This window comes from Microbacterium sp. 05T445 (assembly GCF_056395865.1).
In genome coordinates, this window is the sequence record NZ_JBFTKJ010000002.1 from 1,507,532 (window position 1) to 1,524,022 (window position 16,491).

The 16,491-nt window shown below is 70.0% G+C and carries 13 protein-coding genes; 5 read left to right on the forward strand and 8 right to left on the reverse strand.

The features are described 5' to 3' along the window. Positions 1-69: 69 nt before the first annotated feature. Complete coding sequence (gene dxs, locus AC1DDU_RS16645) at positions 70-2,022, forward strand: 1-deoxy-D-xylulose-5-phosphate synthase (protein WP_477436022.1); 1,953 nt, start codon at positions 70-72, stop codon at positions 2,020-2,022. A 22-nt stretch (positions 2,023-2,044) separates the two neighbouring features. Here dxs and AC1DDU_RS16650 read toward each other — a convergent pair whose 3' ends face one another. Further along, entirely contained in the window at positions 2,045-2,590 is a 546-nt protein-coding gene (locus tag AC1DDU_RS16650) for a hypothetical protein (RefSeq protein WP_477436024.1), read from the reverse strand. Continuing rightward, a complete protein-coding gene (locus AC1DDU_RS16655; protein WP_477436026.1) occupies positions 2,587-3,279 on the reverse strand; it encodes a TetR/AcrR family transcriptional regulator in 693 nt (230 codons plus the stop codon). Before AC1DDU_RS16655 ends, AC1DDU_RS16650 begins: the two co-directional genes overlap by 4 nt. Positions 3,280-3,321: 42 nt before the next feature. On the opposite strand from AC1DDU_RS16655, the gene pepN reads away from it, so the two are divergent. Beyond that, positions 3,322-5,829, forward strand: coding sequence for an aminopeptidase N (pepN, locus tag AC1DDU_RS16660; protein WP_477436028.1), 2,508 nt, complete (start codon positions 3,322-3,324; stop codon positions 5,827-5,829). A gap of 67 nt (positions 5,830-5,896) precedes the next feature. Here the strand turns inward: pepN and AC1DDU_RS16665 are convergent, their stop codons facing one another. The 4 genes from AC1DDU_RS16665 to AC1DDU_RS16680 form a co-directional block, all read right to left on the reverse strand. Next, a complete protein-coding gene (locus tag AC1DDU_RS16665) occupies positions 5,897-8,041 on the reverse strand; it encodes a 3-hydroxyacyl-CoA dehydrogenase NAD-binding domain-containing protein (RefSeq protein ID WP_477436030.1) in 2,145 nt (714 codons plus the stop codon). Between the two features lie 7 nt (positions 8,042-8,048). Then, positions 8,049-9,254, reverse strand: coding sequence for a thiolase family protein (locus tag AC1DDU_RS16670; RefSeq protein WP_477436032.1), 1,206 nt, complete (start codon positions 9,252-9,254; stop codon positions 8,049-8,051). Between the two features lie 72 nt (positions 9,255-9,326). After that, on the reverse strand, positions 9,327-10,526 hold the full coding sequence (locus AC1DDU_RS16675) for a ribonuclease D (protein WP_477436034.1): 1,200 nt from the start codon (positions 10,524-10,526) through the stop codon (positions 9,327-9,329). Then, positions 10,519-11,109: a DUF3000 domain-containing protein gene (locus tag AC1DDU_RS16680; protein WP_477436036.1), complete on the reverse strand. Its 591-nt coding sequence runs from the start codon at positions 11,107-11,109 to the stop codon at positions 10,519-10,521. Before AC1DDU_RS16680 ends, AC1DDU_RS16675 begins: the two co-directional genes overlap by 8 nt. Positions 11,110-11,134: 25 nt before the next feature. On the opposite strand from AC1DDU_RS16680, the gene AC1DDU_RS16685 reads away from it, so the two are divergent. After that, the gene (locus tag AC1DDU_RS16685; RefSeq protein WP_477436038.1) at positions 11,135-12,364 is read left to right on the forward strand and encodes an alpha/beta hydrolase family protein; all 1,230 of its coding nucleotides are present in this window, start codon (positions 11,135-11,137) and stop codon (positions 12,362-12,364) included. Between the two features lie 11 nt (positions 12,365-12,375). On the opposite strand, the gene AC1DDU_RS16690 is transcribed toward AC1DDU_RS16685, so the two are convergent. After that, complete coding sequence (locus AC1DDU_RS16690; RefSeq protein WP_477436039.1) at positions 12,376-12,816, reverse strand: SufE family protein; 441 nt, start codon at positions 12,814-12,816, stop codon at positions 12,376-12,378. Between the two features lie 52 nt (positions 12,817-12,868). Further along, entirely contained in the window at positions 12,869-13,774 is a 906-nt protein-coding gene (locus tag AC1DDU_RS16695) for a sulfurtransferase (protein ID WP_477436041.1), read from the reverse strand. Positions 13,775-13,954: 180 nt separating this feature from the next. Here AC1DDU_RS16695 and zapE point away from each other — a divergent pair, with 180 nt between their 5' ends. Together zapE and AC1DDU_RS16705 are read left to right on the forward strand one after the other, a co-directional pair. Continuing rightward, the gene (gene zapE / locus AC1DDU_RS16700) at positions 13,955-14,983 is read left to right on the forward strand and encodes a cell division protein ZapE (protein ID WP_477436043.1); all 1,029 of its coding nucleotides are present in this window, start codon (positions 13,955-13,957) and stop codon (positions 14,981-14,983) included. 160 nt (positions 14,984-15,143) lie between these two features. Beyond that, the gene (locus AC1DDU_RS16705; RefSeq protein WP_477436045.1) at positions 15,144-16,412 is read left to right on the forward strand and encodes an ammonium transporter; all 1,269 of its coding nucleotides are present in this window, start codon (positions 15,144-15,146) and stop codon (positions 16,410-16,412) included. Positions 16,413-16,491 lie beyond the last annotated feature (79 nt).

The window sequence follows — 16,491 nt, forward strand, 5'->3', positions numbered from 1 at the left end:
CGGCATCCGGTCCCTCGTCATGCCGCGGGTAGACTGACAAGGCCCTCCCGGGGCCGGAAAGGAGCGGGGATGTCGCTGCTGTCGTCCATCACCGGACCCCGCGACCTCGACGCGCTGACCATCGATCAGCTCGAGCAGCTCGCGGAGGAGATCCGCGGCTTCCTCGTCGAGAACGTCGCACGCACGGGGGGTCACCTCGGCCCGAACCTGGGCGTCGTGGAGCTCACCATCGCGCTGCACCGCGTATTCGACTCTCCGAACGACCCGATGGTGTTCGACACCGGGCACCAGTCCTACGTGCACAAGCTGCTCACCGGTCGCCAGGACTTCTCGAGGCTCCGCGCGCGCGGCGGGCTCGCCGGCTACCCGCAGCGCTCCGAGAGCCCGCACGACGTCGTCGAGTCGTCCCACGCCTCCAGCTCGCTGAGCTGGGCGGACGGGGTCTCGCGCGCCCTCACCCGCACCGGCCGCAAGGATCGCCACGTCATCGCCGTCGTCGGCGACGGCGCGCTCACCGGCGGCATGACGTGGGAGGCGCTCAACAACATCTCCGACGACAACGACCGCAACCTCATCATCGTCGTGAACGACAACGGCCGCTCGTACGCGCCGACCATCGGCGGTATGGCGCGGTACCTCAACCGCGTGCGTACCGCGGACTCGTATCGCACTCTGCACCGTGGCTCCGATACGCTGTTCCGCAAGTTCGGCCCCGCCGGGCGAGCGGTGTACCGCGGGGTCCGCGGCGGCACGCACGGCTTCCTGTCGCGGTTCACGAACAACGCGGCGCTGTACTCGAACCTCGACATCAAGTATCTCGGCCCGGTCGACGGGCACGACCTGCCGGCCCTGCTCGAGACGCTCGAGCTCGCGAAGTCGTACGGCGCACCGGTGATCGTGCACGCCATCACCGAGAAGGGGCGGGGCTACGCTCCCGCCGTCGAGGACGAGGCCGATCAGTTCCACGCGGTCGGCAAGATCGACCCCGTCACCGGTGAGGCGCTCGGCAGCGCGTCCGGTCCCGCCTGGACCGACGTCTTCGCCGACGAGCTCGTGACCGTGGGGGAGGACCGCGACGACGTCATCGCCATGACCGCCGCCATGCTGCGTCCTACCGGCCTGCTCCCGTTCGCACAGCGGTTCCCCGATCGCGTGTACGACGTCGGCATCGCCGAGCAGCACGCGGTGGCGTCGGCGGCCGGCCTGGCGTTCGGCGGGCTGCATCCTGTCGTCGCGATCTACGCGACCTTCATGAACCGCGCGTTCGACCAGGTGCTGATGGATGTCGCGCTCCACAAGGCCGGCGTGACGTTCGTGCTCGACCGGGCCGGTGTCACCGGTCCCGACGGGCCCAGCCACCACGGCATCTGGGACCTCGCGATGCTGCAGATCGTGCCGCACATCCGGATCGCGGTGCCGCGTGACGAGGCGCGCCTGCGCGAGGTGCTGCGCGAGGCCGTCGCCGTGGACGACGCACCCACCGTGGTGCGCTTCCCGAAGGGCAGCGTGAGCGCGGACCTTCCCGCGATCGAGCGGCTCACGGACGGCGTCGACGTGCTCTCGCGCTCCGACACCCCCGACGTGCTGCTGGTGGGCATCGGCCCGATGGCGCACATCGCCATGGACGTGGCCGAGCGCCTGCGCGCGCAGGGGATCGGCGCCACCGTGGTCGACCCCCGGTGGGTCGTTCCGGTGCAGCCGTCGATCGTCGAGCTCGCGGCATCCCATCGACTGGTCATCACCATCGAGGACGGCATCCGCGTGGGCGGCATCGGCACCCGGGTGCGCCAGGTGCTGCGCGAGGCCGGCGTCGACACCGCGGTGGACGAGCTGGGCGTGCCGGACGAGTTCATCGACCACGCCTCTCGCGAGCAGATCCTGGAGGATGCCGGTCTCACGGCGTCGAAGATCGCCCACGACGTCGTGGCGCAGGTGCTGGGCACCCGAATCCCGGTGGCGCGAGGGGCGCAGACCACCGAGATCCCGGTCATCCCGAATCTCGCCCGCAGCCGCGAGGACTAGCGCGCGACGTCGTCGATCACGATCAGAGGGCGTCTTCGACGGCCTCGTCCACATCGCGTCGACGGGCCGGAACCGTCGCCGCTTCCGCACGCCGGGAGCGGCGCACCGTCCATGCCCAACCGAGCGGAAGCGCCGCCGTCGAACCGGCGATCGTGATGACCGCGAGCCAGTTGCCCAGTTCGAGGGAACGCGCGGTCACGAGCTCGAACGTCCCCACCACGAGCAGTCCGATCGCCGCCCCGAGCATCGCGAATGCGATGACGTGCACGGCGATCCGGCGGCGACGACGCAGCGACCGCCCGAGCCACCACGCGGCGCCGCAGAGCAGCAGCGTCACCACGCCGGAGACCAGGAGGGCGATCGGCACGACGTAGATCAGGAGCATACCCAGGGTGGCCGTCAGCGGCCCCGAGCGAGGGTCGGACGTGACGATCGTCGTCGCCGCGTACAGGAGGTCGAACAGCAGGTTGAAAGCCAGCCACGCCGCCACGGCGCCGCGCACGAACTCGTCCGATGTGAACGCCAGCGGCTCGGCCTCCGTCCGCGGAGACGGTTCGCCGGCGCTCACGCCTTGACTTCTGCGATGAGGTCGAGCAACTCCCGCAGCGGCTTTCGCAGCAACGGCATCCGGGTGAGCGGCAGCGCCAGCCGCAACAGCTTGAGGCCGCGGTCGAGCAGGGTACGGGTGCGCCGCTGTCCGGGTGAGCGGTCGTAGACCCAGAAGAGCGCGAGCAGCAGGTGGCCGAGCACGAGCGCGTCGGGCAGGCTCTTGCGGAACTCGTCCGGCAGCCCCGGCCCGGATGCGCCGTCGACGGCCTCGCGGAACAGCCCCTCCACGATGCGCAGCGCGGGGGCGGACTCCTCCGAGAGCGGATTGATCGGAGACCGAGGCGACACCGCCGCGGAGAGGAACTCGGGTGCGAACGGGTGGTACGGCGTCAGCTGGTCGAGCCCCGTGCGGTACACGATCGCCAGTCGATCGACGAGATCGGTGGATGCCGCCAGCTCCGGCTCCGCGGCGTCCCGGTGCTTCTCCTGCACATCGAGATAGAGCTCCTGGACCAGGTGGTTCTTCGACGCGAAGTGGTAGTGCGTCGTCCCCACCGAGACGCCGGCCTCCTGTGCGATGAGCCGGATGGTGGTGGCGTCGTATCCTCGTTCACGAAAGGACCGCAACGCGATGTCGCGCAGCTGCGCGCGCGTGCGCTCGCTCTTGGTGAGGAGGGGAGTGTGCTCCGCGGCATCCGAACTGAACATGTTCAGACGCTAGCACGGGAGCGCGCGTGAAAGCATGGTGACATGACTTCCGCGAACCTCACCCGTGACGAGACGGCGGCCCGATCGAGCACGATCCGCCTCGACACCGTCGAGATCGACCTCGACCTGCGCGACGCACGCGACCTCGCGACGCAGACCTTCCCGACGACGGCCACACTGACGTTCGCGGCGACGGCGGCGGCGACCTGGCTCGACTTCCTCGGGGAGGCCGTCGACAGCGTGACGGTCAACGGCGCGGCGCGCGACGTCGACTGGGACGGCGCCCGCCTCCGCATCGACGGGCTCGCGGCGCACAACGTCGTGATCGTGCGGGCCCGCGGTCGATTCAGCAACTCGGGCGAGGGGCTTCATCGCTTCCGCGACCCCGTCGACGGCGAGGTGTACCTGTACACGCAGTACGAGCCTGCCGACTCCCGGCGCGTGTACCCGGTCTTCGAGCAGCCCGATCTGAAGGCGCGGTGGCGGTTCACGGTGAGCGCCCCCGCGGGCTGGGAGATCCTGTCCAACGGTGCGGAGACCGCACGCGAGGTCGTCCCCGGCGGAGTGCGCGTCGAGTTCGCCGAGACGCTGCCGCTGTCGAGCTACATCACCGCGGTCGCGGCGGGGCCCTACCACCGCGTCGACGGCGAGTGGCGCAGCGCCGAGCGCACGGTGCCGCTCGGCGTGCTCTGCCGGGCCTCGCTCGCACCTCACCTCGACGCCGACGAGATCCTGGACATCACGCGGCGCGGGCTCGAGTTCTTCGAGCAGGCGTTCGCGTACGCCTACCCGTGGGGCAAGTACGACCAGATCTTCCTCCCCGAGTACAACCTCGGCGCCATGGAGAATCCCGGCCTCGTGACCTTCACCGAGGGCTACATCTTCCGCGGCGCGTCGACGGCGGTGCAGCACGAGGGCCGCGCGAACACGATCCTGCACGAGATGGCGCACATGTGGTTCGGCGACCTGGTCACGATGCGATGGTGGGACGACCTGTGGCTGAAGGAGTCGTTCGCCGACTTCATGGGTGCGCATGCCGCCGTCGTCGCCGGGGGATTCCCGGATGCGTGGGTGACCTTCGCCAGCCGGCGCAAGGGCTGGGCGTACGCGCAGGACCAGCTGCCGACGACGCATCCGATCGTCGCCGACATCCCCGACCTCGAGGCGGCCAAGCTGAACTTCGACGGCATCACGTACGCCAAGGGTGCGTCGGTGCTCAAGCAGCTCGTCGCATTCGTGGGGGAGGATGCGTTCTTCCGCGGTGCGCAGCGCTACTTCGCGGACCACGCGTTCGGCAACACCACGCTGCCCGACCTGCTGTCCGCGCTCGAGGCGGAATCCGGACGCGACCTCACGGCCTGGAGCCGCGCCTGGCTGCAGACCAGCGGGCTGTCGGAGATTTCCGTCGAACGTGACGGCGCGGACGCCCTGGTGCTGACGCAGACCGATCCGCGTCCCCACCGGCTCACGAGCGGACTCTTCGCCATCGCCGACGGGCAGCTCGTCCGGCAGGACGTGTTCGAAGTCGACGCCGTCGAGGCACGCACACTCCTGTCCGACGTGACGGGCGCGGGGATCGACCTCGTGCTCCCCAACGTCGACGACCGCACCTACGCGAAGGTCCGCCTCGATGCGCGGTCGACCGATGCCGCCGCGGCGCACCTGTCGTCGGTCGATGACCCGGTCGCGCGTGCGGTGATCTGGGCTTCGCTGTGGAATGCCACCAGGGACGGTGAGCTGCCCGTGGCGCGCCTCCTGGAGATCGTGTCACGGCACGCTGCGCAGGAGTCGAACATCGCGCTGGTCGCCGACGCGCTCACGCACGCCGACGTCGCGATCGGGCGGTACGCCGCCTCGGGCGCGCGCACGGCCCTCGCCGATGCGTGGCTCGAGACCTGCTGGGCGGCGCTCTGGGCGGCCGAACCCGGCTCGGATGCCCAGCTCGCCTGGGCCCGCGCCCTCGGCGCCGCCGCGGAGCGGTCCGCCGACCGCGCGGACGACATCCGGGGCATCCTCGCCGGCGCTGTCCCGGCTCCCGCCGGACTCGCCCTCGACCCCGAGCTGCGCTGGGCGTGGCTGGTCGCGCTTGCGGCGACGGGGCACGCATCGGAAGACGATGCGGACGCCGAGCTCGAGGCAGACCCGTCGGCGCAGGGACACATCGCGCACCGGACCGTCCTGGCTGCGCGGCCCGACGGCACCGTGCGTGCGGCGGCCTGGTACGCCGCATGGGATGACGAGAGCCTGACCAACGATCATCTTGCGGCCACGATCGCCGGGGTGCGCGCCGGTGATCGGCGTGACCTCGTCGAGGCCTTCGACGACGAGTACTTCGCCCGGATCCGCCCGACGTGGGCCACGCGCAGCATCGAGATCGCGCGACGGCTCGTGGTCGGACTGTTCCCGTCGTCCGATTCACTGGACGACGTCGATGCGTGGCTCGCAGGGAATCAGGATGCCCCCGCCGCGCTGCGCCGGATCGTGATCGAGCAGCGCGACGGCCTCGCACGCGACCTGCGCGTCCGCGCCGCACAGCCGGTGGCACCGTAGGCACGGACCTCCCGCAACGCTGACGACCCCGGGCGCAAGCCCGGGGTCGTCAGCGTATCGGTGAGCGTCAGCTCGCGATTCCCCGGATCGGCGGGTGGTGGAAGGTGTCGCCGAACACGCGCTGCGAGGCGCCCTCACGATCGAGGTACGGCGAGGCGCCGCCGTCGATGAACGGCCAGCCGGCACCGAGGATGAGGCACAGATCGATGTCTTCGACCTCGGGCACCACGCCTTCGTCCAGCATCAGCTTGATCTCCTGCGCGAGGCCGTCCTGTACGCGAGCGAGGATCGTCGCCGCCGAGGCCGGGGTGGAGCCCACGGCCGGCTTCAGCAGCTTCTCGGCAGCCTTGGTCCAGCCGGTCACGCGACCGCCCTTGTCCTTCTCGACGACCTCCGGCAGCTCCGCGAGCGCATGGAAGTTCTCGTTCGCGTAGAACCGCTCGGGGAAGGCGTGCACCATCGTGTCCTGCACGTGGGCGGCGACCTTCCAGCCGACGAGGTCGATGAGCTGGAACGGCCCCATCGGCAGGCCGAGCGGCGCGAAGGCCTTCTCGACGTCGGCGACCGGCGTGCCCTCGTAGACCGCGCGCGCGGCCTCACCCATGACCTTGGCGAGCAGGCGGTTCACGACGAACCCGGGCGCGTCGGCGGTGAGCACCGCGTTCTTGCCGAGGTTCTTCGCGACCACGAACGCGGTCGACAGAGCGGCATCCGAGGTCTGGGGCGTCTTCACGATCTCGATCAGCGGCATGACCGCCACCGGGTTGAAGAAGTGGAAGCCGACCAGCCGCTCCGGGTGGGCCAGCTTCGCACCGATCTCCTCGACCGACAGCGACGAGGTGTTGGTCGCGAGGATCGCGTCCTCGGCGATGATCTGCTCGATCTCGCCGAACACCTGCTGCTTGACGCCGACCTCTTCGAAGACGGCCTCGATCACGAAGTCGCAGTCCGCATAGAGGCTCTTGTCGGTCGTGCCGGTGACCAGGGCCCGCAGCTTGTTGGCCGAGTCGCCGTCGAGGCGGCCCTTCGCCTCGAGCTTGCCGATCTCGTCGTGGATGTACGCCACGCCCTTGTCGACGCGTGCCTGGTCGAGGTCGGTGATGAGCACCGGCACCTGCAGCTTGCGCACGAACAGCAGCGCGAACTGGCTGGCCATGAGACCTGCACCGATGATGCCGACCTTGGTGACCTTCTTCGCCAGCTCCTTGTCGGGGGCGCCGACCGGTCGCTTGGCGCGCTTCTGCACCAGATCGAAGGCGTACATGGATGCCGCGAACTGATCGCCCGTGACGAGCTCGGCCAGCGCCTCGTCCTCACGTGCGAATCCCTCGGCCTTCGTGCCGCTCTTCGCCTTGTCGAGCAGGTCCAGCGCCGCGTACGGCGACGTGGGCACGGTGCCGATCTTCGACTCGAGCATGCCGCGGGCCATCTTGATGGCGATCGGCCACTTGGTGAGACGCTCGATCTTGCCAGGCTCGTTCTTGCGGTCGACCTTGATCTTGCCGCCGAGGACGCCGTCGGCCCAGGCCAGCGAGTCCTCGAGGTAGTTCGCGGCCGGGAAGATCGCGTCCACGATGCCGTAGTCGAACGCCTGCTGCGGCTTGAGCATGCGGTTCTGCTTCAGCGGGTTCGAGATCACGACCTCGAGAGCGTTCTCGATGCCGATCAGGTTCGGCAGCAGATACGCGCCGCCCCAACCGGGGATGATGCCCAGGAACACCTCGGGCAGCGCGATCGCCGCGGCGGAGGCATCCACGGTCCGGTACGTGCTGTTGAGCGCGATCTCGAGGCCGCCGCCGAGGGCGAGCCCGTTGACGAAGGCGAACGTGGGCACGCCGAGGTCGCCGAGCTTGCCGAACACCTTGTGGCCGAGCTGGGCCACCAGGCGCGCGTTGTCCTTCGAGCCGACCTTGCTGATGTCGGACAGGTCGGCGCCGGCGGCGAGGATGTACTGCTTGCCGGTGATGCCGACAGCCTGGATCTCGCCGGACGTCGCCCGCGCCTTGAGGGCGTCGAGCGTCTCGCCGAGCTGGAACATCGTCGCGGGGCCGAGCGTGTTCGGGCGGGTGTGGTCGCGGCCGTTGTCGAGCGTGACAAGTGCCAGCACCTTGCCGGAGGGGAGGCGGATGTCGCGCACTCGCGAGTGCGTGATCACCTCTCCTTCGGTGACGGCGAGGATGGGGGAGAAGTCGATGTCGTCGTAGTTCGTCATTCCTCGATTACTTCCGCTTCTTGCCGTCGAAGTAGGGGTTCTCCCAGATGACCGAGCCGCCCTGGCCGAGGCCTACGCACATCGCGGTGAGGCCGTAGCGGACGTCGGGACGCTCGGCGAACTGGGCCGCGAGCTGGATCATCAGGCGCACGCCCGACGCCGCGAGCGGGTGACCCAGCGCGATCGCGCCGCCCCACTGGTTCACGCGCGGGTCGTCGTCGGCGATGCCGAAGTGGTCCAGCAGCGAGATGACCTGGATCGCGAAGGCCTCGTTGAGCTCGAACAGACCGATGTCGTCGATCGTGAGTCCGGCCTTCTTCAGCGCCTTCTCGGTCGAGGGGATCGGGCCGATGCCCATGATCTCGGGCTGCACGCCCGCGAAGGCGAACGAGACGAGCTTCATCTTCGGCTGCAGGCCGAGCTCCTTGACCGCGCCGCCGCCGGCCAGCAGCGACATCGTCGCGCCGTCGGTGAGGGGCGAGGAGGTGCCGGCCGTCACGCGCCCGTGTGGGCGGAACGGGGTCTTCAGCGCCGCGAGGTCTTCCATCGTGGTCTGCGGGCGACGGCCCTCGTCCTCGGTGGCCAGGCCCCACGAGCCGTCGGCGTCCTTGGTCGCCACCGGCACCAGGTCGGGCTGGATCTTGCCGGCGTCGTACGCCGCCTGCGCCTTGTGCTGGCTCAGCATGCCGAAGCGGTCGGAGCGCTCCTTGGTCAGGTGAGGGAAGCGGTCGAAGATGCGCTCCGCGGTGACGCCCATGTTGAGCGCGCCCGGGTCGACCATCCGCTCCGCGACGAAGCGCGGGTTCGGGTCGGCGTTGCCGCCGATCGGATGGTGGCCCATGTGCTCGACGCCACCCGCGAGGGCGAGGTCGTACATGCCCACGCCGATGGACCCTGCCATCGTCGTGACACTCGTCATGGCGCCCGCGCACATGCGGTCGATCGCGAAGCCCGGGACGGTCTGGGGGAGTCCCGCGAGGATCGCGACGCTGCGGCCGAGGGTCAGTCCCTGGTCACCGGTCTGGCTCGTCGCCGCGATGGCGACGTCGTCGATGCGGTCCTTCGGAACGCCGGGGTTGCGCTCCATGAGCCCGATCGTCGCCTTGACGGCGAGGTCGTCCGCTCGGGTGTTCCAGTACATGCCTTTCTCGCCGGCGCGCCCGAAAGGGGTGCGCATTCCGTCGACGAAGAAGACGTCCGAAATCTCGGCCACTCTGCCTCCAAAAATAGGGATGAGGCCAGCCTAAGAGGGCCCGTGGAACGGCAGGAATCGGGTGGGGGATTCCTACGAAGCGGTTTCCGACGCCTCCGAGGGCCTTTGCACGGAACCCACAAAGGCATCAGCGATCACCTGTGCAGTCTGCTCAATCTGCCAGGGCCGCGCGCCGAGGCCCTCCAGCGCTTCACCGACGGATTCCGGCGTGAGCGGCGTCGGCGGAGTCCAGGCGACGCGCCGCAGCAACTCCGGGGTGAGCAGATTCTCCGTCGGCATGTGGAGCTCTTCGGCGCGGTGCTCCACCTGCGGGCGCGCCGCCTTGAGGCGTGCGTCGGCCTCGGGGTTGCGGTCGGACCACGCTCTGGGCGGCGGCAGCGTGTCACCGCCGGTGGCACGCTCGAGGGGCAGCTGCGTGGTGGCCCGCCCGGCCTCGATCGCGGCCCACCACCGATCGATCTGGGATCGGCTGGCACGCCCCGTGAAGTCCTTCACCGCAGCCAGCGCGGCCTTGGACTTCGGGTCGGCGAGGATCGCCGCCACCAGCGCGCGGTCGGGCACGAGCCGGCCGGGAGCGACATCCTCAGCCCGCGCGTACTCTTCGCGCGCCGTCCACAGTTCGCGCGCCACGGCGAGGTTCTTGCGCCCGCGGACGGTGTGGAGCCCGGAGAGACGGCGCCAGGGCTCTTCGCGGGGCGGCTTCGGCTCGCGTTCGAGCACGGCCTGGAACTCCTGCGCGGCGTAGTCCGTCTTGCCCTGCTCGACGAGCTCGTCCGCGAGCTTGTCGCGCACATCGACGAGGTGCTCCACGTCCAGCGCGGCGTACTCCAGCCAGGACTGCGGGAGCGGTCGCGTGGACCAGTCCGACGCCGAGTGGGCTTTGGCCAGCGTGATGCCCAGCGTGTCTTCGACGACCGCACCGAGACCGACGCGGTCGTGGCCGAGCAGACGGGCGGCGAGCTCCGTGTCGAAGATCGTCGCCGGTTCCAGACCCAGCTCCCGCAACGACGGGAGATCCTGGCTGGCCGCGTGGAGCACCCACTCCTCGCCGCCGATCGCGTCCTCGAGCGCGCTGAAGTCCCCGATCGGCGGGGGGTCGAAGAGGAACACCCCCGCTCCGCGACGGAAGACCTGCACGAGGTAGGCGCGCTGGGAGTAGCGGAAGCCGGACGCGCGCTCGACGTCGACGGCCACAGGTCCATGCCCGTCTGCCAGTCGCCGTGCGGCTTCTGCAACGTGGGTGACCGCGTCGATCACCTCGTATTCAGCCACGTGACGACCTGCGAGTACCGAGCATCGTGATCCCTTCCGAGCCGGGCGGGAGACCCGCCAGCATGCAAACCAGTTCTGCCCATGCTTTCACGTGCGCGGCGATCCCGCCTTCCGGGGACCACGACGCGCGCAGTTCGATCTGCGCTCCGTCGCCCTCTGCGGCGAGGGAGCCGAACCCCTTCGAGAGCGTCTTCGTGGCTGTGCCGGATGCCGAGTGATAGCCGGCGCCGTGGGAGGCGAGCGCATCCGTGAGCCACGTCCAGGCGACGTCCGCCAGCAGCGGGTCGACGCCGATCTCGGGCTCGAGCGGCGCCTGCGCGAAGCAGACGATGCGCCACGGACCGTTCCACGGTGTCGGCTCGTCCGGGTCGTAGAGGAGCACGAGTCGTCCGGCGCCGAACGGTGAGTCGGCGTCCTCCGCCGTCGAGCGGACGTCGGCGGCGATCGCGAAAGCCTGCGGTGCGATCCCCTCGGGAGCGGCGATCTCGCGCACGGTCAGGTCGTCGCGGAACCGGATGGCACGCACCGCTGCGGTCGCCTGCTCGAACGAGCGCGGTGCCGCCGGAGGTCGGTGCTCAGCCACGCGGACAGACTAGAGTGAGGCCTCGATGGTCGCCTCCAGGCGCGCCGCGATGCACGGCGCAACTCGCACCCCCTACCGCCGATCGAGCTCACCCGCTCTCGTCGCCGGGTTGAAGGCCGCGCTGGCTGTGCTCAGCGTGGCCCTGGCCGGCGTGCTCGGCGCGTTGGCCGCCGGTTCCGTACTGATGGCTCGACGCGTGGTCACCCCGGCGCGGCGGCAGGCCGACACGCGGATCCTCGCGCTCGACACGGCCGCCCAGACCATCACGCTGTCGCGGACGCCCGATACGGAGCTGCCAGGCCGATACGGGCTGTTCACGAGCGGGACATCCGACTACGTCAAGCTCGGCTCGGTGCTCTCCGAGGACGCCACGAGTGTCAAGCGCAAGCTGCTCACGCACGTCGGCGCGGACGCGCGACTGGCGCCGGAGGCCGCGTTCAGCGGCTGGTACTACGACCACCCCGGGCAACTGCACCTCCCGTTCACCCCGGAGCTGATCGGTTCCACGGTCGGCCCGTGCCCGGCGTGGCTGTTCCCCGCGGGCGACGGCGACACGTGGGTGATCCAGGTGCACGGCCGCGGCACGACGCGCGCCGAGTGCCTGCGCGCCGTACCGGTCTTCCATGCGCTCGGCATCACCTCGCTCGTGGTGTCCTACCGCAACGACGGCGAGGCTCCGCGCAGTCGCACCGGCACGTACGCGCTCGGCGCGACCGAGTGGCGCGACGTGGACGCCGCAGTGGGTTTCGCGCGCCGAAGGGGAGCACGTCGGGTGATCGTGATGGGCTGGTCGATGGGCGGTGCGATCGCGCTGCAGCTCGCGCTCAACTCCGCCCACGGCGACGCCATCGCCGGCCTCATCCTGGAGTCGCCCGTCGTCGACTGGCGCGTCGTGCTGCAGTACCAGGCGCGCGAGCAGCGCGTCCCCACCGCGATCACCGGACTCGCGATGGAGGCGCTGCAGGCGGAGTGGGCGACGCCCCTGACGCGGACCGGGGCGGCCATCCGGCTCGACCAGCTCGACGTGGTCTCGCGGGCGGCGGAGCTGCGGCATCCGATCCTCATCCTGCACAGCGACGACGACGGATTCGTGCCGTCGGACGCCTCGCACGACCTCGTCGCGGCACGTCCCGACCTGGTGCAGATGCAGGTGTTCGAGGTCGCACGTCACACCAAGCTGTGGAACTACGACCAGCAGCGGTGGAGCGACAGCATCCGGGAGTGGCTCTCCGCCCAGGGGATCGTCGCGGACTGACGTCGCGACGATCAGGCGGCGGTCTTGGTGCGCACCTGTCGCTGCGCGCGCAGGAGCATTCCCGTCATGCCCGAGATGCGCAGCGGCGAGACCACGCGGGTGAGACCCAGCGTCTGCGGGAAGTCGCCGGGGACGGCGAGCACCTCGGTCGCGCTGAGGCCCGTCAGCCCCTGCGCGAGGATGCTCGCGAAGCCGCGCGTCGTGGGAGCCTCGGCCGGCGCGGTCGCGTGCATCGCGACGACGTCGTCTCCGTCGACGTCGACGACGATGAACACCGGTGACTGGCACTCGACCACGCGCTCGTACAGCTCGGGGTGCCCCTCGTACTCGGCGGGTATCGGGGGCAGTTCGTAGGAGTACTCGAGCAGCAGCTGCAGCCGATCGGGCTCGGGCAGCTCGAGGAACTCGTCGCGGATCTCGGCGAGGCGCTCGGGCAATGCGGCGTGGGTCATCCCTTCGATTCTCCCACGCGAAGGGATGCCGCGGCCCGCCGCGATCGCAGGGTCAGGCGCCGGGCGCCGCACCCGGCTCGGCGCCCGTGACGATCGGCACGCGCACCGCGCTGCCCCACTCGGTCCAGGATCCGTCGTAGTTGCGGACGTCGGGGAAGCCCAGCAGGTGCGCGAGCACGAACCACGTGTGGCTCGACCGCTCGCCGATCCGGCAATAGGCGACGATCGCGTCGTCGTCCTTGAGCCCGAGCTCGCCGCGGTAGATCGCGTCGAGCTCGGCGCGCGTCTTGAACCCGCCGTCTTCTGCGACGGCCCGCGCCCACGGCACGCTGCGGGCGGTGGGGATGTGGCCGCCGCGCAGCGCCCCCTCCTCGGGGTACGCCGGGGCGGAGGTGCGGGATCCGTCGTACTCCTCGGGCGAGCGCACGTCGATCAGCGGGCCGCGGCCGAGGTGCGCGAGCACGTCGTCCTTGTAGGCCCGCAGCAGGGTGTCGTCGCGCTCCACCACCGGATACTCGGTCGGCGTCGGCCGGGAGGCATCCGTCGTGATCGGGCGTCCCTCGGCGATCCACTTGTCGCGGCCGCCGTCGAGCAGACGAACGTCCTGGTGGCCGAACAGCGAGAACACCCACAGGGCGTAGGCGGCCCACCAGTTGCTCTTGTCGCCGTAGATCACGACCGTGTCGTCCCGCGAGATGCCCTTGCGTCCCAGCAGCGCGGCGAAGCCCTCGCCGTCGACGTAGTCGCGCACGACGGGATCGTTGAGCTCGGTGTGCCAGTCGACCTTCACCGCGCCGGGGATGTGGCCGGTCTCGTAGAGCAGCACGTCCTCGTCGGACTCCACGACGACGAGCCCGGGCTGGCCCAGGCGGGCCTCCAACCAGTCGCCCGTGACGAGACGGCCGGGCTCGGCGTACTCGGCGAACTTCGCGGACGAGGTGTCGGTCTCGACGGTCATGGCTTCTCCTGGATTCGGGCGGGATGCTCGGCGAGCGGTGTTACGCCGGAGCGGTCGGGGCGCACGGGTGACGGTTAGGGTTGAACAGTCGCCTTCGACCCTAGATTCCCGGGCGTGCGAGCACAGCCCCGCCGTAAGACACCGTCACAGGCATTCCCGCAAGACTCCGACAGGATCCGCATGACCGTCTCCGCCACCCGCACCGGTGTCGTCCACCTCGCGGAGCGCACTCCGCAGCTCGCCGGCGCCGAGATGGTCGCTGCCCTGGTCCCGCCGCCCCAGTTCGCCGACGCGACGTTCGACTCGTACCGCGCCGACCCGGCATTCCCGTCGCAGCAGGAGGCGAAGGACCTGCTGCAGGCGTTCTCCGGTGCGTCCGCCCCCGCGAAGGGGGGACTGTTCCGTCGCGCGAAGCGTCCGGAGCTCAAGCCCGGCGTCTATCTCGACGGCGGCTTCGGCGTCGGCAAGACGCACCTCCTCGCGTCCGTCTACCACGCGATGCCCGCGCGCCGGAAGTACTTCGGGTCGTTCATCGAGTACACGGCGCTCGTGGGCGCGCTCGGCTACCAGAACACGGTGGAACTCTTCCGCGGCTCCGACCTCCTCTGCATCGACGAGTTCGAGCTGGACGACCCCGGCGACACGATGGTGATGACGCGTCTGCTCGCGGAACTTGTGGCTTCGGGGACGAGGCTGGCGGCGACATCCAACACTCCTCCCAACGCGCTCGGCGAGGGTCGTTTCGCCGCGCAGGACTTCCTCCGTGAGATCCACGCGATGGCCTCGAGCTTCCAGACGATCCGCATCGACGGCACCGACTTCCGCCATCGCGCCGTCGACGGCCACGCGGAGGTGCTCGACGTCGCGCACTACGAGCAGGCGATCGCGGATGCCGCCACCACCGGTCTCGCGTCGGACGACACGTTCGACGCGCTCGTCGCCCACCTCGCGCACGTGCACCCGTCGCGGTACATCCGCCTGATCGAGGACCTCTCGCTCGTGGGACTGCGGGACGTCGCCCCGTTCACCGACCAGTCCGCCGCGCTGCGGTTCGTCGCCTTCATCGACCGCGTCTACGACGCGCAGCTGCCGATCCGCGCCACGGGGACGTCACTGGATCTCGTCTTCCCCGAGGAGATGCTCGCGGGCGGGTATCGCAAGAAGTACCTGCGCGCGATCTCGCGCCTCGTGGCGTCGACTCTCGCCTGATTCGCGGCGCGTCTTCGGCGCGCCGAAACACGATGTTTACGTGCGGGCACCCCGTGTAACGGAAGAGAAACACGGGTTGTCCGGCTGCCGAAACGGACCGTCGCGACACTGAAGGGACCCGACGCTATACCCGCGTCCCTGCAGAGAGGTTCTCTTCGCGATGGATCAAGGCAACACCGCATTCATCCTGATAGCGGCAGCACTCGTCCTGCTGATGACTCCAGGACTCGCGTTCTTCTACGGCGGCCTCGTGAAGGCCAAGAGCGTCATCAGCATGATGATGCTGAGCTTCGGGGCCATGGGCCTCATCGGCGTCCTCTGGGTCGTGTACGGCTACGCGATCGCGTTCCCGGGCTCCGACGGCCTCGTGCCGCCGTGGTCGATCGACTGGTCGGCGATCGGCCTGGAGAGCCTGCTCGAGGTCCCCGACGGCGCGGCCTACCCGCCGCTGGCGTTCGTGGCCTTCCAGGCGACGTTCGCCATCATCACCGTCGCGCTGGTGTCGGGCGCGATCGCCGACCGCGCCAAGTTCGGCTCGTGGATGATCTTCGCCGCCGTGTGGGCGACGATCGTCTACTTCCCGGTGGCGAGCTGGGTCTTCAACTTCGGCCTGGCCGATGACGGCAGCTTCGCGTACGGCGGCTGGATCACGTACGGCATGCAGCAGGCCTTCGGCGTCGGCGCGATCGACTTCGCCGGCGGCACCGCGGTGCACATCAACGCCGGCGCCGCGGCCCTGGCCCTGGCCCTCGTGCTCGGCAAGCGCCTCGGCTTCCAGAAGGGCGTGCACGTGCCGCACAACCCGCCGTTCGTCCTGCTGGGCGCCGGTCTGCTGTGGTTCGGCTGGTTCGGCTTCAACGCCGGGTCGGAACTCGCCGCCGACGGCACCGCCGCGGTCGCATTCGTGAACACGATCGCCGCCCCCGCCGCTGCACTGCTGGCGTGGCTCGTGGTCGAGAAGATCAAGGACGGCAAGCCCACCTCGGTGGGTGCGGCCTCGGGCGCCGTCGCCGGCCTCGTCGCGATCACGCCCGCGTGCGCCGCGCTGACCCCGATCTGGGCCATCGTGCTCGGCCTGCTCGCCGGCGCCGTCTGCGCCCTGGCGATCGAGCTCAAGTACAAGTGGGGCTTCGACGACTCGCTCGACGTCGTCGGGATCCACCTCGTCGGCGGCCTCCTGGGCACGCTGTACCTCGGCTTCTTCGCCAACAACACGGGCCTCATCTACAGCGGCGAGTTCACGCAGCTGATGGTGCAGGCGATCGCCGCGGTGTCGGTGCTGGTCTACTCGTTCGTGCTCGCCTACGGCATCGGCTTCGCGATCGAGAAGACGATCGGATTCCGCGTCAAGAACGAGGACGAGGTCGCCGGCATCGACACCGTCGTCCACGGTGAAGAGGGCTACGTGCTCGAGGGCGCCCGCGCCTGACCCGCACGGCAGTGCCCCGAAGGGGCGTCGCGGTTCCCCCCACCGCGACGCCCCTTCGGCGTGCACAAGGCGACGGATG